Source organism: Streptomyces sp. WAC07094 (assembly GCF_036320405.1).
GTDB classification, from domain to species: domain Bacteria; phylum Actinomycetota; class Actinomycetes; order Streptomycetales; family Streptomycetaceae; genus Streptomyces; species Streptomyces lannensis.
The window spans coordinates 4557814-4582815 of sequence record NZ_JAVMJZ010000001.1; the positions used below are offsets into that span (position 1 = coordinate 4557814).

Consider the following 25002-nt stretch of genomic DNA (forward strand, 5'->3'; position numbering starts at 1 on the left):
CTCGCCCGTACGGGGTCATTCGGTCGTACAGGACAAGCTTGACGGGGTCCGGACAGATCCGCGCGGTCGGAGCAGTGTCCTAATCACACCTCACTCGGTTAGATGAGTGTGGAGACCAGAACGCCCCGCACACCGACGGGGGACCGATCGTCGGGATTCGACGACACCCCCGTGCTGAGCATGGTGAAGGTGCCGAGCGATCCGGCGCAGGTCATCGTCAATCACGCGAGCTTCCGCGTGCGGTTGGGCGCGTCCACGCGGCGCGGCCCGTCCCCACGGCTCGTCCGGTACTCGGGTATCGCGCAGAGCGGCCTGCACATGCCCGCCGCCGGTTCGGCGGACAGAGCCGCAGAGGCCGACGGCCGCCGTAGGCCCGTCGTCTGGAGCGGCAGGTCCGCACCCGACGACACCGGCGCCCACCGGCTGCTGCAGGCCGTACGGAGTTCGAGCGTGCGCCACGGCGACGACCCGACGGCCGACGCGCGGGCGACCCGGGTCATCCCCCGCATCGGAGTCGAGGACCTGCCGGGTGCCGGCGGCTACGGTGACGACCGGACCCTGCCCTCGCCGGTCGTCGGCGCCCCCCGCGGTCACCGTCGCGGCGAGACCCGGCTGCTGCCGCAGATGCGGAGCGCCGGCAGCGCGTACGACGAACCCGCCTACGCGGCACCCGGCTACGACGACCCCGCCTACGGCGGACCCGATCATCCCCGATCCCCCTACGACGACGCCCGGTTCGCGGACGGCGCGGGGGCCGGAAGGCGGGAGCCGCGGGCGCGGCGGCACGGCGGGGACCATGTGCGGCACGCCTATTACCCCGGCCGCCGTTTGAACCTCGGCGTGGTGCTGCTGCCCCTGCGTGTCTTCCTCGGCTCCATCTCGGTCTACTCGGGAATGGGCAAGCTCTGCGACCCCGTCTACTTCGACGGTGGCAGGCGGGGCTCGATGACCACATGGCTCAACTCGCTGCACCCCTGGGAAGCGGCCGAGCCGCTGCGGCAGTTCGCACTCCACCACCCCGTCGGCACGGGGCTGGTCATCGCCTTCCTCCAGGTGATCGTCGGCGTGCTCACGGTCCTCGGCCTGTGGCAGCGGGTCGCGGCCTCGGCGGGGGCGCTGCTCGCGGCCGCCTTGATCGTCACGGTGAGCTGGCACACCACCCCGTCGTACGACACGCCCGACATCATCTATCTCGCCGCCTGGTCGCCGCTGATCATCGCCGGGGCGCCCGTGTACTCCGTGGATGCCCGGCTCGCGGGCGGCGCGTGGCGCAGGCTCGGGCCGCGGGCGGACATCTGGGAGCTGCGGCAGTACGTACTGCGGCGCGGGGCGCTTGTGACGGCCCTCGTGACCGGCGTGACGCTGCTGGTCGGATCGCTCCTCGGCGGGGCGGTGCGGGACGCGGACCGCGTGGTCGTGCCAGGACCCGGCGACGCGCCGCGCAACGAACTGCCCGGTTCGCCGCTGCCCGAGACGCCGGGCGAGCAGCAGCACAAGGCCAGCCCTTCGGCCTCGCGTTCCCCGGCGTCCCCGCAGGGCACGACGTCGTCGCCGTCCGGCCCGGCCCGGACGCCGGACGCGCCCGGTGCGACCGGCACGGTGTCGGGCGGTCGGCCGAGCCAGACGCAGGGCAGCGGTGGCCAGGTTCCGCCGCGTCACTCGGCGCCGGCACAGCAGGCCCCGAGCACGAGCGCGGGCCCGTCGTCCTCGGGCGGCAACGGCACGGGCGGCCCCTCGGGCGGAGCGAGCGGCGGCGGAAGCACTGGTGGAGGCCACGGCGGAGGGAGCGGCTCGGGGGGCTCCGAGCATTTGGTGGGCGGCCTGCTGGGGTAGTTGGGCCGGTTCCTTCGAAAGGGGTCCCCGCACACTCGGTGTGCGGGGACCCCTTTTCGGGTGAGGACGTACGGGACGACGCCTCCGGCGGAACCTCAACGCACCAGCGTCGCAAGCTCCTTCGCCGCCTCGGTGAGGTCCTTCGCGGTGTCGATGGCCCGCCAGTACGCGCCCTGAGGGATGGGGAAGCCGGCCAGCCGGCGCTCCCGGGCCAGCCGGGGGAAGGTGGTGCGCTCGTGGTCGCCGCGCTCGGGGAGCATCTCGGCGAACCCGGCGGAGAAGACGTAGACACCCGCGTTGATCTCGAACGTGGACGGCGGGGCCTCGATGAAGTCGGTGACGTGCCCGAAGCCGTCCGTCTTGACCGCGCCCCACGGGATGCGCGGGCGCGCCAGGGCGAGGGTGGCGACCGCGCCGCGCTCGGTGTGGAAGTCCGCCATGTCGCGCAGCGAGAACCGGGTCCAGATGTCGCCGTTCGTCGCGTACCAGGGCCGGTCGGGGTGCGGGAGGTACCCGGCGGCGTACCGCAGGCCGCCACCGCGGCCGAGCGGCTCCGACTCGACGACCGTCGTGACGCGGACGGGCAGGTCCGACGTGTCCAGCCACTTCTGCAGGACGTCGGCGAGATGGCCGCAGGAGACGACGACGTCGGTGACGCCTTCCTCGGCGAGCCAGGTGAGCTGGTGTCCGATGATCGGGGTCCCGGTGCCCGGGATCTCCACCATCGGCTTCGGCCGGTCGTCGGTGTACGGGCGCAACCGGGAGCCCTGGCCACCGGCCAGGATGACGGCTTGGACGGGGCGCGCGGCGGCGTTCGGATCGGTCATGACCGAACTGTACGTCGCGCGTCCCGTCCAAGCCGGGGCTGAAGAGGGCCCTCAGCCGTGCTGTGCGGCGACGCCCGAGGCGAAGGAGGTGTCGCAGACCGGACGGGCGTAGGACTGGGCGCGTGAGGGGCCGTACACACGGACGGCGGCGCGTCCCAGCGCGCGGGCGATGGCCACGCAGTGCTTCGCGAGGGAGGGGCGGCCGTTGACGGCCTGCTGGAGGTGGGTGAGCGCGGTGCCCGGGTCCTTCTCCTGAAGCTCCAGCAGCAGCCTGTCGCGCAGCGTGTCCTGCGGCGCACGGGAGGAGGCGCGTGTCGAGACGTCTCCCGAGGAGGCGGCGAGCACCGAGTTGGAATGGGCTCCCGACCAGTTGACGCGGGCGACCGCGAGGGTCCCGGACAGCACCAGGACGACGGGCAGTACGAGGGCGAGGGTGCGCCCGATGCGGCGGGCGGGGCCACGGCCGCGCCGTGTCCGAGGAGTAGTGGTGTGCTTCACGCGAGTGAGGGTAGCGCGGGGTAGTGATTTGGCGACAATTAGTCACCGGTTCGGGGGATGAAGAAGCGACGATTTCTGGGTAGGGGGTTGACGCACTCAGGTGAAATGCCTCTTATGTTGGGGTATTTATCGACAACGAAGAGGGCCCCGCAGTGATCTGCGGGGCCCTCTTCGTCAGTGCCGGGAGGCATGACCCGCCGTGGGGCGGATCGGTGCGGTGCGTCCGGTGGGCGGAGCTCAGTCGGAGAGACGCTCGCCGGTCGAGGTCGAGAACACGTGGGTCTCGCCCGGACGCGGCACGACGTGCAGCTGCGCGCCCTTCTCGGGGACCTGGCGGCCGCCGACGCGGACGACGAGGTCCTTGGTCTCGCCGCCGACCTGGGCCGCGCCGTAGACGTAACCGTCGGCGCCGAGCTCCTCGACGACGTTCACGGAGACGGCGAGGCCCGCCGGGGCGTCCTCGGTGTCCTTGGACAGGGACGCGGCGGCGTCACCGTTGTGCTCCACCACGTCGAAGTGCTCGGGGCGGACACCCACGGTCACCGTGCGGTCGCCCCTGTCGGCGGCGGCCTTCAGCGCCTCGCGGTTGACCGGCACCACGCTGTTGCCGAACTTCACGCCGCCGTCGGTGATCGGGACCTCGACCAGGTTCATGGCCGGGGAACCGATGAAGCCGGCGACGAAGAGGTTGGCCGGGCGGTCGTACATGTTCCGCGGCGAGTCCACCTGCTGGAGGAGACCGTCCTTGAGCACGGCCACGCGGTCACCCATCGTCATGGCCTCGACCTGGTCGTGGGTGACGTAGACGGTGGTGATGCCGAGGCGGCGCTGCAGAGACGCGATCTGCGTACGGGTGGAGACACGGAGCTTGGCGTCGAGGTTCGACAGCGGTTCGTCCATGAGGAACACCTGCGGCTCGCGCACGATGGCGCGGCCCATGGCGACACGCTGGCGCTGACCACCGGAGAGCGCCTTCGGCTTGCGGTCCAGGTACTCGGTGAGGTCGAGGATCTTCGCGGCTTCCTCGACCTTCTTGCGGATCTCCGCCTTGTTCACGCCGGCGATCTTGAGCGCGAAGCCCATGTTGTCGGCGACGGACATGTGCGGGTAGAGCGCGTAGTTCTGGAACACCATGGCGATGTCCCGGTCCTTGGGCGGCAGGTGCGTGACGTCGCGGTCACCGATGTGGATGGTGCCGGAGTTCACGTCCTCGAGCCCCGCCAGCATGCGGAGCGAGGTGGACTTGCCGCAGCCGGACGGGCCGACCAGGACGAGGAACTCCCCGTCCTCGATCTGGATGTCGAGCGAGTCGACGGCGGGCTTCTGGGAACCGGGGTAGATCCGGGTCGCCTTGTCGAACGAGACAGTGGCCATGGTGAATGGGCCCCCTTCACCGGCAGGAACGTGCCGGACGATCCGTTGTAAAGGTGGTTGCCACTACGGGGTTCCGTCGTGGTGGTGTAGTCCACACGGGTGAACTGGTTCAGGACCGTACCTGGCGTTCACCGCTATGTCAGTACCTGGGGGACTGTGAACTTCGCGGAAATTTTCGACGGGCACGGTCCGGGACCTGGGTACACTGCTCGGGCACGCCCGTGCGCGCCTCCTTAGCTCAGCTGGTCAGAGCGCCGCTCTTGTAAAGCGAAGGTCGTCGGTTCGAATCCGACAGGGGGCTCCCCTGCCCAGCAGTACCAACGCCCCGGACCATGATCGGTCCGGGGCGTTCGACGTCCACGGTGCCGTCGGGCGCGGCGGTCACTCATGCCCGAGGCGGTGCCCTGCGCGGGCCGTCCAGGTGGCTGATGACCTCGCGCTGTGTGTCCGACGTCACTTGGGTGCAGAGGTCCATGGTGATGCTGATCTGGCTGTGACCGAGGATCTCCATCACGACCCGGGGAGCCACGCCGCGGCCGCTGCGAGGAGCGTGGCGCAGCGGTGCCGGGCGTCGTGCAGACGAATGCGGCGAAGGCCCGCTGCGGCCGCGATGCGGAAGAACGACCGGGTGACGTTCTGCGGGTCGATCGGGCGACCGGTGCGAGTGGTGAAGACGTACGAGGGCGGGGAGAGCTCCACTCCCTTGAGCCTCGCCTCATCCGACCGTCGCATCCGGTGCCAGCGGAGTGCCGCAAGGCAGCCCGTCGTGGGCGCTCCTCCAAGTACATCGCCGTCCTGGCGCTGCTGGCCGCCGCTTCTGCAGTGCGTGCCACACTGACCCAGGGGCTACGACGGGCTCAGGGGCGGCGCCATGAGCGCTGCGGCGGGACTCATGGCATTGGCTGTACTGGCCGTTTTGCCGGCACTTGCGGTTGCGGGCGTCGTGCTGGGCGTGCAGGCAGTGCTGTTCGGACGCATCTCCGGGCGTTGGCTGCGACGGCGTGTGCGCGAGCCGCGGCTCTGGGGAGCCGGCGTCCTACTGCTGATCGCCGGCTGGTTCACAGCGGCAGAGATCGCCGTCCCGGGCGTGGGCCTTGTCGCGTCGGCGTACGCCGTGACGGCGCGTTCTTGATCGGATCTGCAAGAGCGTTGGCCGCCGCTGGGCCGCGCGATGGCTGACCGACGTTGACAGGCGGGGGAGTTGCCGCATCAGATCCAGAAGAACTGACCGTTGCCGGGGGAGATGAACGGCCATGAGAGACGTGACACTCGCCGGAAGACGCTTTGCTGTAACTCGATTCACCAACATCATCGATGACTGCTGGACCGGTGCTGTACAGCAGCGAAGCGGGGAACAACGGCCAAGGCCCCAACATCGCCTCGCCGCAGGTCAGCGCGGTATCTGCCGCCGGAAAACCCAAGTTTCCCAAGCTGAGGGCGCCCGCCGCACGCCCGGGCTCGCCAGGGAGTTAGACGAGGTCCCGCCAAAAGAGGGCCGTCGCACGCGGGTTCCAGCTCTCGTCGACCTCGCCCCGCGCCTCGTCGAACTCCTGGTGCATGTAGTCGGCCAGGTCCAGGCCGTAATAGATGATGTCGGTCTGCCACATCGAGAGCACTGGATGCCCGAAGCTTCCCCGGCCGGCAGGCAGGTATCGGTGGGCGTACACGGGCACCAGCACCGGCGCCTCCGCCAGATGATGCCGCGCAGTAGCCAGTGCTGCCGTTCCGTCGGCTGGACGCTCACCCCAGCCCTCGTACCAGAACCCGTTGTGCTCAACGTCGAGCAGAACACCGTGGACCGGCCAGTCGAGCTGTCGACGCAAACTGTCTAGATCGCCGCCCCGCCACTCCGGCCAGGGCCTGGACCAGGTCTGCCCGTCCTCGGGAGGGACGTTGATCGGGAGCCCGGCCGCAAGGAATGCTCGGTGGTCGTCCGCGAACTCGAAGCCGTACTCGCGCTCGATGTGCGTGAACTCGGCGTCCGTCAGCCCCGGCTCGAACTCATAGAGGCCTGTCTGTGTCAGGCGACGTGCAGCCTCCGCACCCAGGCGTACTCCCCTATCGCTGATCACCGCCGCACGCTAGCGCCGACCGCAGCCAACTGTCACCTGAGTTATGCGGGGGCTCCGTCTCATTCGGCAGTGGCCATGCTCGTTCAGGGGAGACCCCGCCTGCGCGCACGTCCCCGGCGGTCGAAGGGCGCCCCGGGAACCTCCGGGGCGCCCTTCGTCATTGCGGCCGGTCGGGCACGCGCAGGGCTTCGCCTCCAACCGGTCCACGTCCGGGTGAACAGGGGCGGGACGTCCAGTCGGAGGGTCCGGTGGTGCCGATGTCGCGCCCCTGCGGTGAAGCCGCCTCGGCGGGAGGGCCCGAGCCGACCAGCGGCGCGTGACGGCGAACCTCCAGGATCTCGGCTTGGGAGTCAGTTCAATGGCAGCCGGCGAGCTTGATGCTGAGCTGGGCACCGAGTTCCCGGAATCCCAAGGCGGCCGCAACCCGCCGGGACGCGAATGGCCGGGCCCGCCACTGCGGCAGCAGTCCGGCCGCGAATGCATGCGTCACGGCTGCCGAAGCCGCCACCCTGGCGAAGCCTCGTCCTCGCCAGGCGGGATCGGTCAGCACGCTGAGATGCGCGACCCTCCCCGGCCAGGATCGGTATCCGGCAGCGGCCACCACCCTGCCGCCCACGCGCATCACGAAGGCCGGCGAGGTGATCTCCCCGAGAGCGGCCTCCCCGGCGTCGTCCTCGCCCACGGCCTCCTCCAGGTTTCGAAGTGCAGGGTGGTCACTGGGGAGTTGCCGCGCAGCCGGGGGTCCAGGCGGGGCCGGGAGGAATGCGTCCGGGGACACGGCCTCCCGGAGGTGATCGTCTCGCTCAGCGTGGCGGTGGCGGGACATGGGCGCCAGCGGTTTGTTCAGGCAAGGTGGGACATGCCAGATCGCTTCCCTCGAGGGCCCGGGGCGCGGCCCGGCGACAAGAGGGCGACTGCCTCGGATCGCAGGTGGCTCGGGACAGCCAGGTTCGTCGTCGCGGGTGGGAAGTACCGCCCAATCCACGGAAGGTGACGCCCGCAGTGGCCGAACCGTACGTGCCGGACCGGCCGCGCGCACACCGGGTCACCTGTCCGTTCCCGCGCCCCGCCGTACGGCTGCCGGTCCTCGACTCGGGTTGAGGCGGTGCCACCCGTGTCACGGGGTGTACAGCGACTGCAGCCGGGTCACCCGGCCGTTGCCGTCGAACGTGAGGTCGAAGCCAAGTCCTTCGAGGTACGTCGGGGACTGGCGCTTCATCCGTCTGACGAATTCGGCCTGGGAGTAGGGGTAGGGGACCGAGTTGTCCCCCAGCGGGACCGACAGCAGTATCCGGCTGCCCGTGGCCATGGACACGGTGCTGTAGGACCCCCGGCCCGGAATGATCTGCCAGGCCTCGATGTCGCCGGTGGCTGCCTGCTTCCGGGCCGATCGGACCGACAGGTAGGTCCGTCCGTCGCTGATCCAGGCATCGGTGATCTGCATGAACTGCTTGGTGTCCGCCCAGCGCCCCGGAGCTCCCGCTGTCACCGTCGGGTCCGGTGCCGTTGTCGGGGCTGCCGCGGAGGCCGAGGCGGACGCCGAAGCCGAAGCCGAAGCGGTCGCCGAGGCGGTCGAGGTGGCCGGTGTCGTCACCGCGGCGGGGGCCGAGGTGACCGCCCGGCTTTGGGCGCCGCCCTCCGAACAGGCGGTGAGGACAAGGGCGGCGAGGGCGAGGGCGGTGGCTCCGGCGACGCTTCGGCGGCGTGAGATGAGCATGGGCGGCGTCCGATCGGGTCGGGTGCGGTCGGGATACACGGGCACTACGCGGTGCCGCACCCTGCGGGTTACACCGGGAATGTCATGAAGGCGTAACAGCTCATCGGGGGATCACCCGGCCTCCCGCAGGGACTCCACACGCCCTTCGTTGTCGTAGTCGATCCAGAACGTCCAGCGCGGGCCGTCCGCCAGCCGCTCGACCAGTTGACCGAGCTGCATGTCCGCGGGATGCCCGCCGGAGAGCCGCCGTGTCTCGACGAGAGTCGCACGCGGCAGCGTCAGCGCGTGCACAACGCCGGTGGGGGAGGCGGTGCCCCGGATCGTGCCGCGGAGCTGCCGGACCGTGACGCGTACGGTGTCGCCCTCGGCCACTGCGCCGTAGACATAACCCAGTTCGCTGGCGTACTCCTCGCCCGGGCCGGGCGACGGGCGCACGAAGGGGGGCGGAGCCGGCGCCGGTGTGGCCGTGGGCTGCTGCGGCCCGTGGGCGGATCCGGCCAGCGCCAGTCCACCCGCGACCAGCGCGGCGGCAAGTGACGCGACCGCCGTCACCAGAGTCGTCCGCCTGCGTCGCAGCCGCTGCTCGCCACGGGCTCGCACCCGGTGCGCGGCGAGCGGCACCGTGTGGCTCCTTCCCGACTCTGCGAGTTCGGCGAGGCGCCATCCCAGTTCGGTCTCGTCAGCCATGCTCCCCCTCCGGCAGTCGCCCCGCCCGGGGATCCAGCTCCGTATCGGACAGCAGCCGGGCCAGAGTTGCCCGTCCGCGGCTCAGGTGCACCTTGACCGTACCGACCGGAGAGCCGGTCTCGGCGGCGACCTGCTCCACCGACATATCGCACAGGTGGTGCAGGACCACGGCACGCCGCTGAGCCTCGGGAAGTCGCCGCAGCGCCTCGACCAGCACCACGTGGTGTGGCTCCGGTGGTGGTACGGCGGGAGGCGGGCCCTGCCGACGGGCCAGAGCGAGGGCGGTGCGGACCCGCCTCCACCGGCTGACCGCCAGTCGCCACGCCACGGTGCGCACCCACGCCTCGGGTGCGCCGTGCAGATCCAGCTGCGCCCGGCGTTCCCAGGCCCGGGCGAAGGCCTCGTGCACCACGTCCTGCGACTCCGCGAGGTCGCCCGTCATCGCGTAGAGCTGGCCTATGAGACGGCCGACGCTTGCGGTGTAGAAGGCGTCGAACTCACGCTCATCCACGCCCCGTTCCGGCGGGTACTCGGGCTGCCGCATGCCTCTTCCCGTTTCGGGCCCCGGTGGATCCCAGGCACCCGGGTGCTCGACGATGCGCACCCTATCGTGCCGCCCGGATCCGGCGCCCTCGCACCGATGCGACGCCGGCGCGGTATCCACCCGGACCGTGAAGGCCACCTCTTCAGGTGACGGCCCGGTCCGTCCGGAGGACCGACGTCAGGACCGCCCGCAACGTCGCCTCCGGGTCCGCGGTGGTCCGCTCCGCCCGCCACGCCACGAACCCGTCCGGCCGCACCAGGACCGCGCCCCCGGGCGTGGTGCCGTGGACCCGCGCCCAGTCGGCCCGCTCCTCGTCGTCCTCGTCGCAGATCAGGTCCGCGCCGTCGGGATGCGTGCCGATCCGGTGGGCGACGAGTCGCACGGGGCCCAGGTCCGCGACCCGGCGGGCGGCTTCGTGCCATCCCGCCCCGCCCCGTGCGTCGCTGAGCAGCACCATCGAGCGCTCGTACAGGTCGAGCGTGGACAGTCGTGTGCCGGAGCGGCGCAGCCACATATGGGGTGCGCGGCTTCCCGGTTCACCGGTCAGCCGCGCTGTGGCGGGCACAACCGTTCGAGCCGGATCGGTGCCCACGACCGCGCCGTCGGGGTAGCGGTGGCCCAGGACGAGGTTGAGCAGGCCGCTCGGTCTCTCGCCCGCCCCCACGCTGCGGGCCGGTGCGAAGCCCGGGTGTCCGTGTTCCACGGACCGGGCCGACGCGCGGGCGCCCGTGGCCAGCGCGACCGGCCGGCGCTCGGTGTCGTAGGTCTCCAGCAGTCCGGGCCCCGCCCAGCCGCCGAGGACGGCGGCCAGCTTCCAGGCCAGGTTGTGGGCGTCCTGGATGCCGGTGTTGGAACCGAACGCCCCGGTGGGGGGCATCTCGTGGGCGGAGTCCCCGGCGAGGAACACACGGCCGGAGGAGAGCCGCTCCGCGACGCGTTCGGCGGCCTGCCAGGGCGCCTTGCCGGTGATCTCCACATCGAGGCCCCTGACCCCGGTGGCCCGGCGGATGTGCCGCGCGCACCGTTCGTCGGTGAACTCCTCGGGCCTTTCGCCCCGCTCCGGGTGCCAGGGGACGTGGAAGACCCAGTTCTCCTTGTTGTCGACGGGCAGGAGGGCCCCGTCGGCGTCGGGCCCGATCAGGTAGCAGCAGAGGAAGCGCCGGTCGCCGACCGCGTCCGCGAGCAGCCGGGAGCGGAAGGTGACGCTCACATTGGCGAAGAGGTCACCGGGCCCGGTCTGCGCGATGCCGAGGCTTCTGCGGACCGGGCTGCGCGGGCCGTCGGCCGCGACGAGGTAGTCCGCGCGGACGGTGTACCGCCGCCCGGTGGTCCCGTCGAGCACGACCGCGGTCACTCCTTCGGGGTCCTGCACGAAGGATTCGAGTTCATGGGAGTACCTGAGGTCGCCGCCGAGTTCGCGGGCGCCGTCCAGCAGGACGGGCTCCAGGTCGTTCTGGCTGCACAGGCACCAGGTGGCGGGGCTCAGCCGGGCGAGTCCGCCGTCCGGGTCGATGTGCCTGAACAGCCATGCGCCGGCGTCGCCGAGAAGTGACGGGGCCTGCAGGATGCCGTGGTTGTCCGTCAGCAGCGACGCCGCCGTTCTGACGTCCTGTTCGATGCCGGCCACCCGGAACAGTTCCATCGTTCGTGCGTTGTTGCCTCGTCCACGCGGGTGGACGGAGGTTCCCGGGTGGCGCTCGACGAGGGTGTGCCGTACTCCGTGACGGCCCAGGAAAAGGGATGCGGACAGGCCCACCAGGGAGCCGCCGACGATCAGGACCGGAACGCGGTGGTCGGCTTCTTCGCGCATCGATGCCTCCCGGAGCAGAGGAGCGGGTGCGGGGGCGCCCCGCAGTTTCCATGCCCTTCGGGGAGCGGGTCCGAGTGCCCAGTCACCCACGTGGTTCATCCGAGTCGCGCACTCTCTGCGACCGGCACACGATCGAGGAACGCTGACGTCGCGTCACCCGCGGCTCGACGTTGACCTCTGCCCCGAGAAGGAGAAGTGCTCAGGATGACCACAACGTCTGAACGTGTCTCAGAACCGCTGACGCGACAGGTGTCGAGACGGGTCTCCCAGTCCGTCTTCGACGGCTCTCCACTCCGTGTCGTGCTGCTCGTGGACGTCTACGACGGAGCCCAGCAGCAGTTTCTTGAAGCGTACGAACAGCTGTGCAGTCAGGTCGCGTCCGTACCCGGACACGTCAGCGACCAGCTCTGTCAGTCGATCGAGAACCCGTCCCAGTGGCTCATCACCAGCGAGTGGGAGAGCGCTCCGCCCTTCCTCGACTGGGTGAACAGCGAGGAGCACGTGCAGATGGTGCGGCCACTGCACAGCTGTGTCCGGGACACCCGTTCGCTGCGCTTCCACATCGTGCGCGAGACGGGACGCCAGATGCCGTCCGCCTCCGCCACGCGCCGGCTCCAGGAGGCACCCCGGATCGGCGACGGCAAGATCCGCCATGCGCTCACCTTCACCGTCAGGCCGGGCAGCGAGCGGGAGGTCGCCAAGATCCTCCAGGGCTACGCCTCCCCCGAGGCTCAGGTCGACGACACCACCCGGCTGTGCCGCACCTCGCTGTTCATGCACGGCAACCGGGTCGTGCGGGCCATCGAGGTGGAGGGCGACCTGCTCACGGCGCTGCGCCATGTCGCCAGGCAGCCCGAGGTTCGTGCCGTCGAGGAGGCGATCAACCCGTACCTGGAGGAGGAGCGCGACCTCAACGACGCCGAGGCCGCCAGGGTCTTCTTCACCCGTGCGGCGGTCCCGGCCGTACACCATGTGACGGGCGGTCAGCACTGTGCCGAGGCGGAGCGGTACGCCCTCCACTACCCGGCCAGGCACGGCCGCGGGATGGAGCTGGCCCGGCTGCTGGCCCGGCAGGACGAGGCGGCGGCGGACGACCCGCGCAGCCCGATCTGCGGCAGCACGATCTTCCATCGCGACGACATCGTGGTGCGCCTGATCGATGTGAAGGACAGCCTCGACGCCGAGCCCGCGCTGTCCCTCGGCCTGACGGACACCGCACAGGTGGCCGAGCTGACGACCCTTCTCGACGGCGCCGCCGACACCGGGAGCGGCGACCTCGCGCGCTTCCTCACGCTCGCCCGCATGGACCTCATCACCGACCGCCGGTCGTCGCCCGAAGCCTGACGGCACCCGCCGGGCACGGCTGTCACGCCCAGGTCGGCGCAGCACACCAACGGAGGAAACCGACGTGATCAAAACCCGTCCCAAGATCGTGGATCTCAGCGAGACCGAGCACAACCGCAGACGCGGCGGCGATCTGCGCGCCATGCTCACCCCGGCCACGGTCGGCTCCACCAGCGGCTTCATGGGCGTGGCCATCGTGCAGCCCGGCGACCGCATCGGCGAGCACTACCACCCGTACTCCGAGGAGTTCGTCTACGTCATCTGCGGGAAGCTGGAGGTGGACCTGGACGGCGAGCCTCACCCGCTGCGGCCCGAGCAGGGACTCATGATCCCCGCCTTCATGCGGCACCGCTTCCGCAACGTCGGCGACGAGGAGGCCCGTCTCGTCTTCCATCTCGGTCCCCTGGCCCCGCGGCCGCAGCTCGGCCACGTGGACACGGAGGAGACCGACTCCGTCGCGGTGTCGGCGGGTGCGGAAGGTGCCGGGGTGGCAGGTGCCGGGCAGGCCGACCGAGGTCAGGTCCGGTCATGACCCGGCGCGTGGCGGTCACCGGCATAGGCGTCGTGGCACCGGGCGGCATCGGCGCGCCGGCGTTCTGGGATCTGCTCGCCAACGGCCGTACCGCGACGCGGGGCATCACCTTCTTCGACCCGACCGGCCTCCGTTCGCGGATCGCCGCCGAGTGCGACTTCGACCCGGCGGCCCACGGGCTGGACGCGGAGCAGATCGAACGTGCCGACCGGTACATCCAGTTCGCCCTCGTCGCCGGCGACGAAGCCGTACGGGACGCCGGCCTCGACCTCACCCGGGAGAACCCCTGGCGGATCGGGGTCTCCCTGGGGACCGCGGTCGGCGGCACCACCCGGCTGGAGCACGACTACGTCCTGGTCAGCCATGGTGGGCAGCGTTGGGACGTGGACCACCGTGAGGCGCAGCCCCAGCTGCACCGGGCGTTCTCCCCGAGCACGCTCGCCTCGGCGGTGGCCGAACGCTTCGGCGCCCATGGACCCGTGCAGACCGTCTCCACGGGCTGCACCTCCGGGCTCGACGCGGTCGGATACGCCTTCCACACCGTCGAGGAGGGCCGGGCCGACATCTGCATCGCCGGTGCGTCGGACTCGCCGATCTCGCCGATCACCATGGCCTGCTTCGACGCGATCAAGGCGACGTCGCCGAACAACGACGACCCCGCACACGCCTCCCGTCCCTTCGACAACAACCGTGACGGGTTCGTCATGGGCGAGGGCGGCGCGGTGCTCGTCCTGGAGGAGCTGGAACACGCGCGCGCCCGCGGAGCGCATGTGTACTGCGAGATCAGCGGCTACGCGACCTTCGGCAACGCGTATCACATGACCGGTCTGACCAGCGAGGGCCTCGAGATGGCCCGGGCGATCGAGGACGCCCTCGACCACTCCCGTCTCGACGGTTCGGCGATCGACTACGTCAACGCGCACGGCTCGGGCACACGGCAGAACGACCGGCACGAGACAGCCGCGGTGAAGAGGGCGCTGGGCCATCACGCCTACGACACACCCATGAGCTCCATCAAGTCCATGGTGGGTCACTCCCTCGGTGCGATCGGCGCGATCGAGGTCGTGGCCTGCGTACTCGCCCTGAAGCACCAGGCCGTACCGCCGACCGCGAACTACGAGACGCCGGACCCCGAGTGCGACCTGGACTACGTGCCCCGGGTCGCCCGCGAGCGGAAGCTGAACAGCGTGCTCTCCGTGGGGAGCGGGTTTGGCGGCTTCCAGTCCGCGGTCGTCCTGAACCGGCCGAGGGAGAGGACAGGATGAGCGCATTCCACCGAAGGCGCGCTGCCGTCACCGGAATTGGCGTCGTCGCGCCCAACGGAACGAACACCGACACCTTCTGGAAGTCCACCCGGGAGGGAATGAGCGTTCTGGACCGGATCACCCGCGAAGGCTGCGATCATCTGCCGCTGCGGGTGGCCGGCGAAGTCCGCGCCTTCGAGCCGGCGGCAGCGGTCGAGGAGCGCTTCCTCGTCCAGACCGACCGGTTCACCCACTTCGGGATGGCCGCGGCCGACCTGGCGCTGGAGGAGGCCCGGATCGGCCGGGACACCGTCGCGCAATCGCCGTTCTCCCTGGGTGTGGTCACCGCTGCCGGGTCCGGCGGCGGTGAGTTCGGCCAGCGCGAATTGCAGCAGCTGTGGGGCAAGGGAAGCCGCTTCGTCGGTCCCTACCAGTCCATCGCCTGGTTCTACGCGGCCAGCACAGGCCAGATCTCCATCCGGCGGGGGCTCAAGGGCCCCTGCTCGGTCGTCGCCGCCGACGAGGCCGGAGGCCTGGACGCCCTCGCGCACGCCGCACGGGCCGTGGAACGGGGCACCGACGTGATGGTGGCCGGTTCGACCGAGGCACCGCTGGCGCCCTACTCGATGGTCTGCCAGCTGGGCTACGAGGAACTCAGCACGTCCGACGACCCGGCGCGGGCCTACCGCCCGTTCACCACCGGGGCCCGCGGGTTCGTACCCGCGGAGGGCGGCGCCATGTTCGTCGTGGAGGACGAAGCGTCCGCCCGTGAGCGGGGCGCGCATGTGCGGGCCACCGTCGCGGGACACGCGTCGACCTTCACCGGGGCCTCCCGCTGGGAGCTCTCCCGGGAGGGACTCGTCCAGGCCATCCGCGGTGCCCTGGACGAGGCCGGCTGTGCGCCCGAGGAGATCGACGTGGTCTTCGCGGACGCCCTCGGTGTGCCGGAGGCGGACCGTGCCGAGGCGCTGGCCATCGCCGACGTCCTCGGTGCGCACGGCAGACGCGTGCCCGTCACGGCGCCCAAGACGGGCACCGGCCGTGGCTATTGCGCGGCGCCCGTACTGGACGCCGCGGCGGCGGTGCTCGCGATGGAACACGGCCTGATCCCGCCCACGCCCAACGTTTTCGACATCTGCCATGACCTCGACCTGGTGACCACCCGTGCCCGCGCCGCGGATCTGCACACGGCGCTGATCCTCAGCCGCGGACTCATGGGGTCGAACTCGGCGCTCGTGCTGCGGCACGGCGCCGCCGGGTGAGTCGGCTCTCGGCACCGGCCGGTGCCCCGTAGGCGAACGACCGAAAGAGGCGACGTCTCGATGTGAGGCCGCCCAGAAGCAAAGGAGAGGAACCGAATGAGCCGAATCACCCTGGAAGAACTGTCCGAACTGATGAAGAAGGCGGCCGGAGTCACCGTCGCCCCGCAGGAACTGCAGCAGCGCTACGACTCCGCCTTCGACAGTCTCGGCATCGACTCCCTCGGCCTGCTCGGCATCGTGGGCGAACTGGAGAACCGGCACGGCACGCAGATGCCGCCGGACGCGGAGCGCTGCAAGACCCCCAGGCAGTTCCTCGATCTCGTCAACAGCACCCTTATGGCAGGAGCCTGACATGGCCGGACACACGGAGAACGCCATCACCATCGCCGCACCGGTGGACCTGGTGTGGGACATGACCAACGACCTGGAGAACTGGCCGCAGCTGTTCAGCGAGTACGCGTCCTGCGAGGTGCTCTCCCGCGAGGGGAACCGGACGACCTTCCGGCTGACCATGCATCCCGACGAGCAGGGCACGGTGTGGAGCTGGGTCTCGGAGCGGGAGACCGACCGCGACGCGCTCAGCGTCAAGGCCCGCCGCGTCGAGCCCGGCCCCTTCGCCTACATGAACATCCGGTGGCAGTACGAGGAGGCTCCCGAGGGCACCCGGATGACGTGGACCCAGGACTTCGAGATGAAGCCGGAGGCGCCGGTCGACGACGCCTGGATGACCGACAACATCAACCGCAACTCCAAGGTCCAGATGGCCCTGATCCGGGACCGGATCGAGCAGGCCGCCCGCAGCCACCGGCCCGCGCCGGCCCTGGCCGACTGAGCCGGACGGAGGACAGGCTGATGCATCAGGCCCTCATCGTCGCCCGCATGGCCCCGGGGTCGGCCCCGGACATCGCCAAGGTGTTCGAGGACTCCGACCGGGGAGAACTGCCCCACCTCGTCGGGGTCACCCGGCGCAGCCTCTTCCAGTTCGGCGATGTGTACATGCACCTCGTCGAGTCCGAGCGGGAGCCCGGTCCGGCCATCGCCAAGGTGGCCGAGCACCCCGCCTTCCGGGACATCAGCGAGCAGCTGTCGGCGTATGTGAGTGCGTACGACCCCGCGACCTGGCGCTCTCCGAAGGACGCGATGGCGCAGCGCTTCTACCTCTGGGAGCGGGACGCAGCGAGGTGAACCGTCCGCACGGCCGTCGGTCGCCGGGTCCGCGTCAGCCGCGGACCGGGCGACCGACGGTGTGCGGCCTCGACGTTCCGGCCGCAGCGCTCACGCGGGGACGGTGCAGTCGAAGGCGTGCAGATAGGCGTTGACCGGCCGGATCGAGTCGACGACCAGACCGGCGCCGGTCAGCCGGTCGACCATGCTCCCGGTGGTGTGCTTGGCCCCGCCCACGTTGAGGAGCAGCAGCAGGTCCATCGCGGTGCTGAACCGCATCGAGGGGGTGTCGTCGACGAGGTTCTCGATGACCACGACCCTCGCCCCGGGCCCACCCGCCTCGATGACGTTGCGCAGCGTCCGGGAGGTGCTGTCGTCGTCCCACTCCAGGATGTTCTTGATGACGTAGACGTCGGCCCCGACCGGGACGGTCTCGCGGCAGTCCCCGGGCATGATGGTGACCCGGTCCGCGAGTGAGCCTCCCGGGCGCAGCCGCGGGTCGGCCTTCTCCACCACGCGGGGCAGGTCGAGAAGGGTTCCCCGCATCGACGGGTACTTCTCCAGCAGGCTTGCCACCACATGTCCCTGGCCGCCGCCGATGTCGGCGACCGAGGAGCTCCCCGACAGGTCGAGGAGTTCCGCGACGTCCCGTGCGGACTGGGTGCTCGAGGTCGTCATGGCCCGGTTGAAGACGTCGGCCGACTCGGGGGCGTCCTCGTTGAGATAGACGAAGAACTCCTTGCCGTACAGCTCCTGGACGACGTTCCGGCCGGAGCGCACCGCCTCGTCCAGCCGCGGCCACGCCTCCCAGGTCCAGGGCTCGGTGCACCACAGCGAGATGTTGCGCAGGCTGTTCGGGTCGTCCTCGCGCAGCAGCCGGGACATCTCGGTGTGCGTGAAGGTCCCGTCCTCCTGCTCGGCGAAGACGCCGTAGCAGGACAGGGCACGCAGCAGCCGGCGCAGCGTCCGGGCCTCGGTCCCGACGGTGGCCGCGAGGTCCTCCACGCGGGTCGGTCCCTCGCCCAGCGCGTCGGCGACGCCCAGCCGGGCGGCGGCGCGCAGCGCGGCGGCGCAGGCCGCCCCGAAGACGAGTTCCCTCAGCCGCATGGACGGCGGCGGAGCCGGGGCCTCGGCCGTCGCGGCGGTCTGCATCGTGGTCGTCATGTGCTGCCTCTCCTCTCTGGATCCGCGGTCGGTCAGCACAGTCCCGCGGGCTTGGAGGCCCGGCAGGAGTTGCCGTGGAAGGTGTTGCCCGTGCCGGTGTCCGCGTTGACGAGGTCCGCCGGGCCGTTGCGCATCAGTGTGTTGGCGGTGATCTGGTTGTTCTCGTTGGGGGAGCCGACCATGCTCTTGAAGAGCACGATGCCGCCCGCGAACGGGGAGGAGCCGGCGTTGTCCGTGATCACGTTCCGTGTGACGACGGTCTTCTCGACGCCGGTGAGGACGATTCCGGCACCCTGGATGACGGGCAGCCGGTCGGCCTTCGGACAGATCTTGTTGTTGCCGTGGATGAAGTTGTCGCTGACGGTCAGCGCCCCACCGCGCGGCTTGTTCTCGTCACCGACGACGAACACCGCCGCACAGTTCGCGGTGAAGTCGTTGCCCGTGACGCTGAGGTCCCTGAGCCGTCTGACGGTGACCCCGACCCGGTTGTCCTGCAGCCGGTTCCGTGCGACGACCGCGCCCTTGGTGTCCAGGGCCGCCGCCTCCTCGCTGGAGGTGTTGGCGAGGAAGATGCCCGCGTTGCCGCTGTTGCGGACGGAGTTGTCCAGGAGCACGCCTCGGGTGGACTGCTCCTGCGCGATGCCCCACTGACCGTTCTTCTCGGCCGTCACCTGCCGGACGGTCAGGCCGTCGGTCCACGACGACCACACCCCGTTCTTGGGGAAGCCGGTCACGGTCAGCGATTCGACGGCGGCGTTCTCGACCGGGTGACCGTCCTTGCCCTCCACGCAGATGCCGCTCCCGGCCTTTGCGCAGGCGTTCGGGGACGAGCCGGTGGCCGGCGTGATCACCGTGCTCCGGCCCATGCCGCGCAGGGTCAGCGGCTTGGTGATCCGGACGCTCTCACGGTAGGTGCCCGCGGAGACGAGGACGATGTCTCCGGAACCGGCGGCATCCACCGCCTTCTGGATCGAGTCCCCCTGACGCACCAGGTGGGTCGAGGGACCCGCGGCGGTCGCGGCCGCACAGCTGAGCGTCGAGCCGAGCAGCGCCGTGGTGCATACGAGGTAGGCGATATGGCGTTTCGTCATATTCTGTACGCTATGACCGGATGCGCCTCCGCAAGCCGGATCGGCCATTCGGTGGCGTGTCTGGTGGGGCGTTGGGCCGGTCGCCCCGTCCGGTGCCCGTGGTCGACGCCCATGTGGTCCGCCACGAACGGCCCACGGCGGTCGTGGCGGCGCGGGCGCCCCGCTCCTCCGGGTGGCGCACCGCCCCGGGGCGCGCCTCACCTGCGCAGTGCGCGGCCGATCTCCAGCTCGTCCGGTGACGGAGGGTGGCCGCTGCCCGCCTCCCAGAGGGCGTACTGCAGGACGCGGCCCAGGGTCCAGGCCCGTGCGCGCTCCCGGTCCAGGCCCAGGACCTCGGTCATGGCGTCGAAGCGCCAGACGGTCTCGTCCGGCTCGAAGCGGTTGCGCAGTGCCGGGAAGAGCTCGAACCCCGGGTCGCCCGACAGCGGTTTGGGGTCGATCGCGAGCCAGGGCTCCCGGTCGGCGGCCAGGACGTTGTCGTAGTGCAGGTCCCAGTGCAGGAGACGGTCACCCGGCTCGGCGGCCACCTCGCGCACGGCGGCGACGCAGTCCGCCATCAGCCGGCGGTCGCGCGGATCGGGGATCGTCGGCAGGACCCGCGGTGCCGCCTCCAGCATGGTCCGGGCGCTGTCACCCAGCTGCCGCATCCCCTCCGGTGCCCGCACGGACGTCAGCCGGGCCAGCAGCCGGGCGAGGACCAGAACGGCCGCACGGGAGTCGGGCACATGCGTCAGTGCGCGGGCCGGGTCGAGGCGTTCCAGCAGGAGGCTGCCCGTGGCGGGGTCCTGCTCCAGCAGCCGCACGGCCCCCTCGCCGTCCCAGACGCGCAGGGCGACCGGTTCACCCTCGCTCTCCTCGTCCAGGAACTGGAGTTTGAGCACGGCAGGCGAACCGTCGGCCCGCACCACCGGCAGGACCAGGGCGCACATGCCGTACATCGAGGGTCCGTCGATCCGCAGCCGCCATCGCCGCAGGAACTCTGCCGTCCGCCGCGGCAGGTCCGCGACGAACGCCCGCCCCGCGGCCCCGTTGAACCTCTCCTGTGCGGCGACCAGCTCGCCAGGCACGTCGATCACGTTCCCGACCATACTTGCGTATGTGAGCGGGGTCATACGGGCCAGGCGACGGCTCGGGGCGGCGGCGGCATACGTCCGCAGCGCCCCGGGCACCTATCTGTGGCTGCTCGTCCTGTTCGTCACCACCGTCGCCCTGCACCACATGCCGCCGCAGTTCGAGGAGGACTTCCTGCGGCAGCGGTCCACCAACCTCAACGAGCTGTCGTCCAACCCCGTGCGTGTGTTCATCACCAGCGCCATGTGGACAGACGGCGGCCGCTGGCTGCCGTACGCCGTGCTCTACACGGTCTTCCACGCACCGGCGGAGCGCTGGCTGGGCACCGCGCGCTGGCTGGCCGTGTGCGTCGCCGCGCATGTGCTGGCCACGCTGGCCGGTGAGGGCGCCCTGTTGGTGGCGATACGGGACGGGACCGCCCCGAGGTCGGCGGCCGGCACTTTGGACATTGGCGTGAGTTACGCGCTGGCCGGAGTGGTGGCCGTACTCGTCTACCGGATCGCTGCGCCCTGGCGCTACGCCTATCTGGCGGTGGTCCTGTGTGTGTACACGGTCCCTCTCATGGCCGCGCCCACCTTCACCGATTTCGGGCATTTCGTGGCACTGATGATCGGGTTCGCGTGCCGGCCGCTGACCGTGGGCCGCGGAAAACCATGGAATCCGAAGGAGACACCGGCCGCCCACAGAAGCTAACGTCCGGCCCATGAGCAGCGCAGTCTCCGGCGCCGTCAACGGCGGTGTCTCCTTCTGGTACGCCGACGACGGCCTCCCCGTGCAGCGCGAACCCCTGCCCGGGGACCGCTCCGCCGACGTCGTGATCGTCGGCGGCGGCTACACCGGACTGTGGACCGCGTACTACCTGAAGAAGGCCGCGCCCTTCCTTCGCATCACCGTGCTGGAGCAGAAGTTCTGCGGGTACGGCGCCTCCGGACGCAACGGGGGCTGGCTCTACAACGGTGTGGCGGGCCGCGACCGGTACGCCAAACTGCACGGCCGTGAGGCCGCCGTCCGGCTGCAGAAGGCGATGAACAACACCGTCGCCGAGGTGGTACGGGTCACCCGGGAGGAGGGCATCGAGGCGGACGTGCACGTCGGCGGCGTCCTGGAGGTGGCGTACACGCCCGCGCAACTGGCCCGGCTCAAGGCGTTCCACGAGCACGAATTGTCGTTCGGAGAGCAGGATCGCGAGCTGTACGGCGCCGCGGAGACCGCCGAGCGGATCCGGGTCGCGGACGCGGTCGGCTCCACCTGGACCCCGCACGGGGCGCGGCTGCACCCGGTCAAGCTCGTCAAGGGGCTCGCGGCGGCCGTCGAGGCGCTCGGGGTGACGATCCACGAGCGGACGCCGGTGACGGAGATCCGCCCGAAGCACGCGGTGACGCCCTACGGCACGGTCCGGGCGCCCTACGTCCTGCGGTGCACCGAGGGCTTCACGGCGTCGCTGAAGGGCCAGCGGCGCACCTGGCTGCCCATGAACTCGTCCATGATCGCGACCGAGCCGCTGACCGACGAGCAGTGGGCCCGGATCGGCTGGGAGGGACGCGAGACGCTGGGCGACATGGCGCACGCCTACATGTACGCGCAGCGCACCGCCGACGGACGGATCGCGCTCGGCGGCCGCGGGGTCCCCTACCGGTTCGGGTCCCGCACGGACAACGACGGCCGTACGCAGCCCGCCACCATCGAGGCGTTGTACGACATCCTGGTGCGCTTCTTCCCGTCGCTGACCGGGGTGAAGGTGGCCCACGCCTGGTCGGGTGTGCTGGGGGTGCCCCGGGACTGGTGCGCCACGGTCACCCTGGACCGGTCGACGGGCCTCGGCTGGGCGGGCGGATACGTCGGCTCGGGTGTGGCCACCACGAACCTCGCCGCCCGCACACTCCGCGATCTGGTGCGGCAGGACTCGGGTCAGGCCGGGCCGACGGACCTGACCGCGCTGCCTTGGGTGAACCACCGGGTGCGCAAGTGGGAGCCGGAGCCGCTGCGCTGGCTCGGAGTGCACGGCATGTACGCCACATACCGCACGGCGGACCGTCGCGAACTGACCACGCACTCCGCCGGGTCCTCACGGCTCGCGCAACTGGCCGACCGCGTCGCGGGACGCCACTGAAGCCGGCGCCGTCCGTACCGGCCGGACGTGATCGACCGCTCTGACCAGCGGTGGAGAACGCCGGCAGGAGGTGTCGGGCCCGCGGCGCCTGTGTGACACTGCGATGGTGATCCGTACCGCGATACCCGCCGACGTGCCCGTCATCCACACGCTCGTCCGAGAACTGGCCGAGTACGAGAAGGAGCCCGAGCAGGCGCGGGCGACACAGAACCAGCTCCACGAGGCGCTGTTCGGCGAGCGGCCCGCGGCGTTCGCGCACATCGCCGAGACGGAGGACGGCGAGGCCGTCGGCTTCGCGCTGTGGTTCCTGAACTTCTCCACCTGGCGCGGTGTGCACGGCATCTACCTGGAGGACCTCTATGTCCGGCCCGGGGCCCGCGGCAGCGGGTACGGCAAGGCGCTGCTGACGGAGCTGGCCCGGATCTGCGTGGACCGGGGCTACGAGCGGCTGGAGTGGTCGGTCCTCAACTGGAACCGGCCGTCCATCGACTTCTACGAGGCCCTGGGCGCCCGCCCGCAGGACGAGTGGACGGTCTACCGGCTGACGGACGAGGCCCTCACGAAGCTGGGGCGGCGGGCGTAGTCGGGAAGTGGACCGGGGACGCCCCCGGACCTCGGCCGTGGCCTCGGACGTCCGTGGCGTCGTCCCTCAGTCCTCCGGCGCCACCCGCACACCGATCTCGGCCGCCAGCACGGCGGCCAGGTCCAGGAGTTGGGTGTGGCTGATCACCGCACCGGACAGACGACCCACCCCGCGGGTGATGTCCAACTCGGCGGCGCGGCGCAGATCCACGTCCACCAGTGTCGCCGCCGTGAGGTCGGCGCCCTTCAGGACACAGTCCACGAACTCGACCCGTTCGAGTCGGGCACCCCCGAAGTCCGGCTCGACCAGTACGCAGCCCTGGAAGACGACGTCCTTGAGCCGCGCCTTGCGCAGGTTCGGATAGTCGATCTTGCCGCCGCGCACCAGCACCCGCTCCAGGACCGCGCCGTGCAGCTGCACACCGCCCAGCCGGGCGTCCACCAGCTCCACATCGCGCAGGCTCGCCTCGGCCAGATCGGTGCCCACGCCCCGTATGCCGGTGAGGACGGAGTCCAGCACGCGCGCGTGGTGGAGCCGGGTCTCGTCCAGGGCACAGCCCGTCAGCGAGCAGTCCATGAAACGGGCGCCCGCGCCGTCCTGCCCCGCGAAGTCCGCTTCATGGAACTCCAGTCCGTCGTAGTCCCCGTCCGGCTCCAACTCGCCGATCGAGGCGGCCACCAGCTCGGGCAGCCGCACCTCGGGGCGCCGCGCCGCCTTCACCACCCGATTGCTCCGCGTCATGCCCCCTATGGTGCATGCCGCCGGTGACAATCCCCCTGACCTGCGCCTTCTCCAGCGATGTCACATTCGGGGTGCCTTCAGGCGTCGTATGGGCGACGCGACTCGCGACGTGGCTCTGCGCACCGTGCTCTCGAGCCAGGGCCTGCGCCAGGAGGGAGAACCCCACCCATGCACCGCATCACCGTCGTCGGCGGCGGATTCGCCGGGCTCACCGCCGCGATCACCGCCGCCGAGGCCGGGGCCAAGGTCACCGTGTACGAGGCCCACCACACCCTCGGCGGGCGCGCGCGGACCGACGAGGGCCCGTACCGGACCAACGAAGGGCCGCACGCCCTCTACAGCGGCGGCCCGCACTGGACCTGGCTCGGGCAGCGGGACCTCATCGGCCCGCTCGCTCCTCTCCCGCCCCTGGAAGCGGCCCGTCTGCGCCTGCACCACAAGGGCGTGCTGCGCCGCACCCCGCCCTTCGCGATGCTCAAGCTGTTGCGCCGGACCTCCGTACGGGCGCCCGTGGACGTGGACTTCCTCACCTGGGCGAGCCAGGAGGCGGGTGAGGAGGCCGCGCGTGCCGCGGCCCACTACGCAGGGATCGCCGTCTTCCATCACGACCCCGGTTCGCTGTCCGCCGCCTTCGTCCAGGAGCGTCTGCGCCGGACCACCAGGCTGCCGACCGAGGCGCACCAGCCGAAGGGCGGCTGGGCGAGCGTCATCGACCGGATGGCGGCGCGCGCCTGGAACCTCGGCGTGCGCATGGAGACCCTGTCCCGCGTCGACACGCTGCCCACCGGCACCCCCGTGATCGTCGCCACCTCCCTGGACGCGGCCCGTCGCCTCCTCGGGGACGACTCCCTGGTCTGGGACGGTGGCCGGACCGCCCTGATCGACCTGGCACTGCGCACCCGCCGGGGCGACACCTGGGCCGTGTCCGACCTGGACGCGCCCGGCTGGATCGAGCGCTTCACCGCGAAGGACCGGTCGCTGGCGCCCGCGGGGGAGCAGCTGATCCAGGGCCAGATCCCGATCGCGCCCGACGAGTCCCGGGCCGACGGCGTGGCACGTGCCGAGCGCCTGCTCGACCTCGCCTACGAAGGCTGGCGCGAGCGCGTCGTGTGGCGGCGGGAGGCGGTGGCCCGGGGACGTACGGGCGCCGTGGACCTGCCGGGCACCAGCTGGCGCGACCGGCCCGCCGTCGACCGCGGCGGCGGTGTCTACCTCGCGGGCGACCAGGTCGCGGCACCCGGTGTGCTGTCGGAGGTCTCCTTCAACAGCGCCCTCGCCGCCGCGTCCCTGGCCGTCGGCCGACGCGGCCTTGACCTCAAGCGCGCTTGAGGCCG

The 25002-nt window shown here is 71.0% G+C and carries 25 protein-coding genes, 1 tRNA gene and 2 pseudogenes; 14 read left to right on the top strand and 14 right to left on the bottom strand.

Going from position 1 to position 25002, the window contains the following annotated elements; translation table 11 throughout:
• Nucleotides 1–102: 102 nt before the first annotated feature.
• Entirely contained in the window at nucleotides 103–1833 is a 1731-nt protein-coding gene (locus tag RCR19_RS20130) for a DoxX family protein (RefSeq protein WP_331266394.1), read from the top strand.
• Nucleotides 1834–1928: 95 nt separating this feature from the next.
• Here the strand turns inward: RCR19_RS20130 and RCR19_RS20135 are convergent, their stop codons facing one another.
• From RCR19_RS20135 to ugpC, 3 genes are all read right to left on the bottom strand, one after another.
• On the bottom strand, nucleotides 1929–2660 hold the full coding sequence (locus RCR19_RS20135; RefSeq protein ID WP_331266395.1) for a nucleotidyltransferase family protein: 732 nt from the start codon (nucleotides 2658–2660) through the stop codon (nucleotides 1929–1931).
• A gap of 51 nt (nucleotides 2661–2711) precedes the next feature.
• The gene (locus tag RCR19_RS20140) at nucleotides 2712–3158 is read right to left on the bottom strand and encodes a hypothetical protein (protein WP_331266396.1); all 447 of its coding nucleotides are present in this window, start codon (nucleotides 3156–3158) and stop codon (nucleotides 2712–2714) included.
• A gap of 237 nt (nucleotides 3159–3395) precedes the next feature.
• Nucleotides 3396–4532 carry a sn-glycerol-3-phosphate ABC transporter ATP-binding protein UgpC gene (gene ugpC / locus RCR19_RS20145; protein WP_331266397.1) on the bottom strand — a complete coding sequence of 379 codons (1137 nt, stop codon included), beginning with the start codon at nucleotides 4530–4532 and terminating at the stop codon, nucleotides 3396–3398.
• 227 nt (nucleotides 4533–4759) lie between these two features.
• On the opposite strand from ugpC, the gene RCR19_RS20150 reads away from it, so the two are divergent.
• A tRNA-Thr gene (locus tag RCR19_RS20150) sits at nucleotides 4760–4833 on the top strand.
• A gap of 84 nt (nucleotides 4834–4917) precedes the next feature.
• Here RCR19_RS20150 and RCR19_RS20155 read toward each other — a convergent pair.
• A pseudogene (locus RCR19_RS20155) lies at nucleotides 4918–5291 on the bottom strand (tyrosine-type recombinase/integrase); the annotation flags it as partial.
• Nucleotides 5292–5403: 112 nt separating this feature from the next.
• Between RCR19_RS20155 and RCR19_RS20160 the strand changes: the two are divergent.
• Nucleotides 5404–5664, top strand: a complete 261-nt coding sequence (locus RCR19_RS20160; protein ID WP_331266398.1) for a hypothetical protein — start codon at nucleotides 5404–5406, stop codon at nucleotides 5662–5664.
• 337 nt (nucleotides 5665–6001) lie between these two features.
• On the opposite strand, the gene RCR19_RS20165 is transcribed toward RCR19_RS20160, so the two are convergent.
• From RCR19_RS20165 to RCR19_RS20190, 6 genes and pseudogenes are all read right to left on the bottom strand, one after another.
• A complete protein-coding gene (locus RCR19_RS20165) occupies nucleotides 6002–6604 on the bottom strand; it encodes a hypothetical protein (protein WP_331266399.1) in 603 nt (200 codons plus the stop codon).
• A gap of 355 nt (nucleotides 6605–6959) precedes the next feature.
• A pseudogene (locus tag RCR19_RS20170) lies at nucleotides 6960–7310 on the bottom strand (GNAT family N-acetyltransferase); the annotation flags it as partial.
• Between the two features lie 411 nt (nucleotides 7311–7721).
• Entirely contained in the window at nucleotides 7722–8321 is a 600-nt protein-coding gene (locus RCR19_RS20175) for a hypothetical protein (protein WP_331266400.1), read from the bottom strand.
• A gap of 111 nt (nucleotides 8322–8432) precedes the next feature.
• On the bottom strand, nucleotides 8433–9008 hold the full coding sequence (locus RCR19_RS20180; protein ID WP_331266401.1) for a hypothetical protein: 576 nt from the start codon (nucleotides 9006–9008) through the stop codon (nucleotides 8433–8435).
• Nucleotides 9001–9552, bottom strand: coding sequence for a SigE family RNA polymerase sigma factor (locus RCR19_RS20185; RefSeq protein ID WP_059126993.1), 552 nt, complete (start codon nucleotides 9550–9552; stop codon nucleotides 9001–9003). The genes RCR19_RS20180 and RCR19_RS20185 overlap by 8 nt, the downstream gene beginning before the upstream one ends.
• Nucleotides 9553–9694: 142 nt before the next feature.
• Entirely contained in the window at nucleotides 9695–11362 is a 1668-nt protein-coding gene (locus RCR19_RS20190) for an FAD-dependent monooxygenase (protein WP_331266402.1), read from the bottom strand.
• 204 nt (nucleotides 11363–11566) lie between these two features.
• Here RCR19_RS20190 and RCR19_RS20195 point away from each other — a divergent pair, with 204 nt between their 5' ends.
• The 7 genes from RCR19_RS20195 (at nucleotide 11567) to RCR19_RS20225 (ending at nucleotide 16929) form a co-directional block, all read left to right on the top strand.
• Nucleotides 11567–12706 carry a SchA/CurD-like domain-containing protein gene (locus tag RCR19_RS20195; RefSeq protein WP_331266403.1) on the top strand — a complete coding sequence of 380 codons (1140 nt, stop codon included), beginning with the start codon at nucleotides 11567–11569 and terminating at the stop codon, nucleotides 12704–12706.
• A 64-nt stretch (nucleotides 12707–12770) separates the two neighbouring features.
• Nucleotides 12771–13238 carry a cupin domain-containing protein gene (locus RCR19_RS20200; protein ID WP_331266404.1) on the top strand — a complete coding sequence of 156 codons (468 nt, stop codon included), beginning with the start codon at nucleotides 12771–12773 and terminating at the stop codon, nucleotides 13236–13238.
• The gene (locus RCR19_RS20205; protein ID WP_331266405.1) at nucleotides 13235–14503 is read left to right on the top strand and encodes a beta-ketoacyl-[acyl-carrier-protein] synthase family protein; all 1269 of its coding nucleotides are present in this window, start codon (nucleotides 13235–13237) and stop codon (nucleotides 14501–14503) included. Before RCR19_RS20200 ends, RCR19_RS20205 begins: the two co-directional genes overlap by 4 nt.
• Nucleotides 14500–15744 (top strand): ketosynthase chain-length factor, encoded by a 1245-nt coding sequence (locus RCR19_RS20210; protein WP_331266406.1) that lies wholly within the window; start codon nucleotides 14500–14502, stop codon nucleotides 15742–15744. The genes RCR19_RS20205 and RCR19_RS20210 overlap by 4 nt, the downstream gene beginning before the upstream one ends.
• Before the next feature lie 96 nt (nucleotides 15745–15840).
• Nucleotides 15841–16095 carry an acyl carrier protein gene (locus tag RCR19_RS20215; RefSeq protein WP_331266407.1) on the top strand — a complete coding sequence of 85 codons (255 nt, stop codon included), beginning with the start codon at nucleotides 15841–15843 and terminating at the stop codon, nucleotides 16093–16095.
• Nucleotide 16096: 1 nt separating this feature from the next.
• Nucleotides 16097–16576, top strand: a complete 480-nt coding sequence (locus tag RCR19_RS20220) for an SRPBCC family protein (RefSeq protein WP_059127000.1) — start codon at nucleotides 16097–16099, stop codon at nucleotides 16574–16576.
• Nucleotides 16577–16596: 20 nt separating this feature from the next.
• On the top strand, nucleotides 16597–16929 hold the full coding sequence (locus RCR19_RS20225; protein WP_059127001.1) for a TcmI family type II polyketide cyclase: 333 nt from the start codon (nucleotides 16597–16599) through the stop codon (nucleotides 16927–16929).
• A 90-nt stretch (nucleotides 16930–17019) separates the two neighbouring features.
• On the opposite strand, the gene RCR19_RS20230 is transcribed toward RCR19_RS20225, so the two are convergent.
• From RCR19_RS20230 to RCR19_RS20240, 3 genes are all read right to left on the bottom strand, one after another.
• On the bottom strand, nucleotides 17020–18060 hold the full coding sequence (locus RCR19_RS20230) for a methyltransferase (protein ID WP_331269497.1): 1041 nt from the start codon (nucleotides 18058–18060) through the stop codon (nucleotides 17020–17022).
• A gap of 44 nt (nucleotides 18061–18104) precedes the next feature.
• Complete coding sequence (locus RCR19_RS20235; RefSeq protein WP_331266408.1) at nucleotides 18105–19163, bottom strand: right-handed parallel beta-helix repeat-containing protein; 1059 nt, start codon at nucleotides 19161–19163, stop codon at nucleotides 18105–18107.
• Nucleotides 19164–19360: 197 nt separating this feature from the next.
• Nucleotides 19361–20239, bottom strand: coding sequence for an aminoglycoside phosphotransferase family protein (locus tag RCR19_RS20240; RefSeq protein WP_331266409.1), 879 nt, complete (start codon nucleotides 20237–20239; stop codon nucleotides 19361–19363).
• Between the two features lie 22 nt (nucleotides 20240–20261).
• On the opposite strand from RCR19_RS20240, the gene RCR19_RS20245 reads away from it, so the two are divergent.
• The 3 genes from RCR19_RS20245 (at nucleotide 20262) to RCR19_RS20255 (ending at nucleotide 22927) form a co-directional block, all read left to right on the top strand.
• On the top strand, nucleotides 20262–20927 hold the full coding sequence (locus RCR19_RS20245) for a rhomboid-like protein (RefSeq protein WP_331266410.1): 666 nt from the start codon (nucleotides 20262–20264) through the stop codon (nucleotides 20925–20927).
• 10 nt (nucleotides 20928–20937) lie between these two features.
• On the top strand, nucleotides 20938–22344 hold the full coding sequence (locus RCR19_RS20250; protein ID WP_331266411.1) for an FAD-dependent oxidoreductase: 1407 nt from the start codon (nucleotides 20938–20940) through the stop codon (nucleotides 22342–22344).
• Nucleotides 22345–22414: 70 nt separating this feature from the next.
• Entirely contained in the window at nucleotides 22415–22927 is a 513-nt protein-coding gene (locus RCR19_RS20255; RefSeq protein ID WP_331266412.1) for a GNAT family N-acetyltransferase, read from the top strand.
• A gap of 66 nt (nucleotides 22928–22993) precedes the next feature.
• Here RCR19_RS20255 and RCR19_RS20260 read toward each other — a convergent pair whose 3' ends face one another.
• Entirely contained in the window at nucleotides 22994–23668 is a 675-nt protein-coding gene (locus tag RCR19_RS20260) for a pentapeptide repeat-containing protein (RefSeq protein ID WP_331266413.1), read from the bottom strand.
• Between the two features lie 168 nt (nucleotides 23669–23836).
• Here RCR19_RS20260 and RCR19_RS20265 point away from each other — a divergent pair, with 168 nt between their 5' ends.
• A complete protein-coding gene (locus RCR19_RS20265) occupies nucleotides 23837–24997 on the top strand; it encodes an FAD-dependent oxidoreductase (protein ID WP_331266414.1) in 1161 nt (386 codons plus the stop codon).
• The last annotated feature ends 5 nt before the right edge of the window (nucleotides 24998–25002 follow it).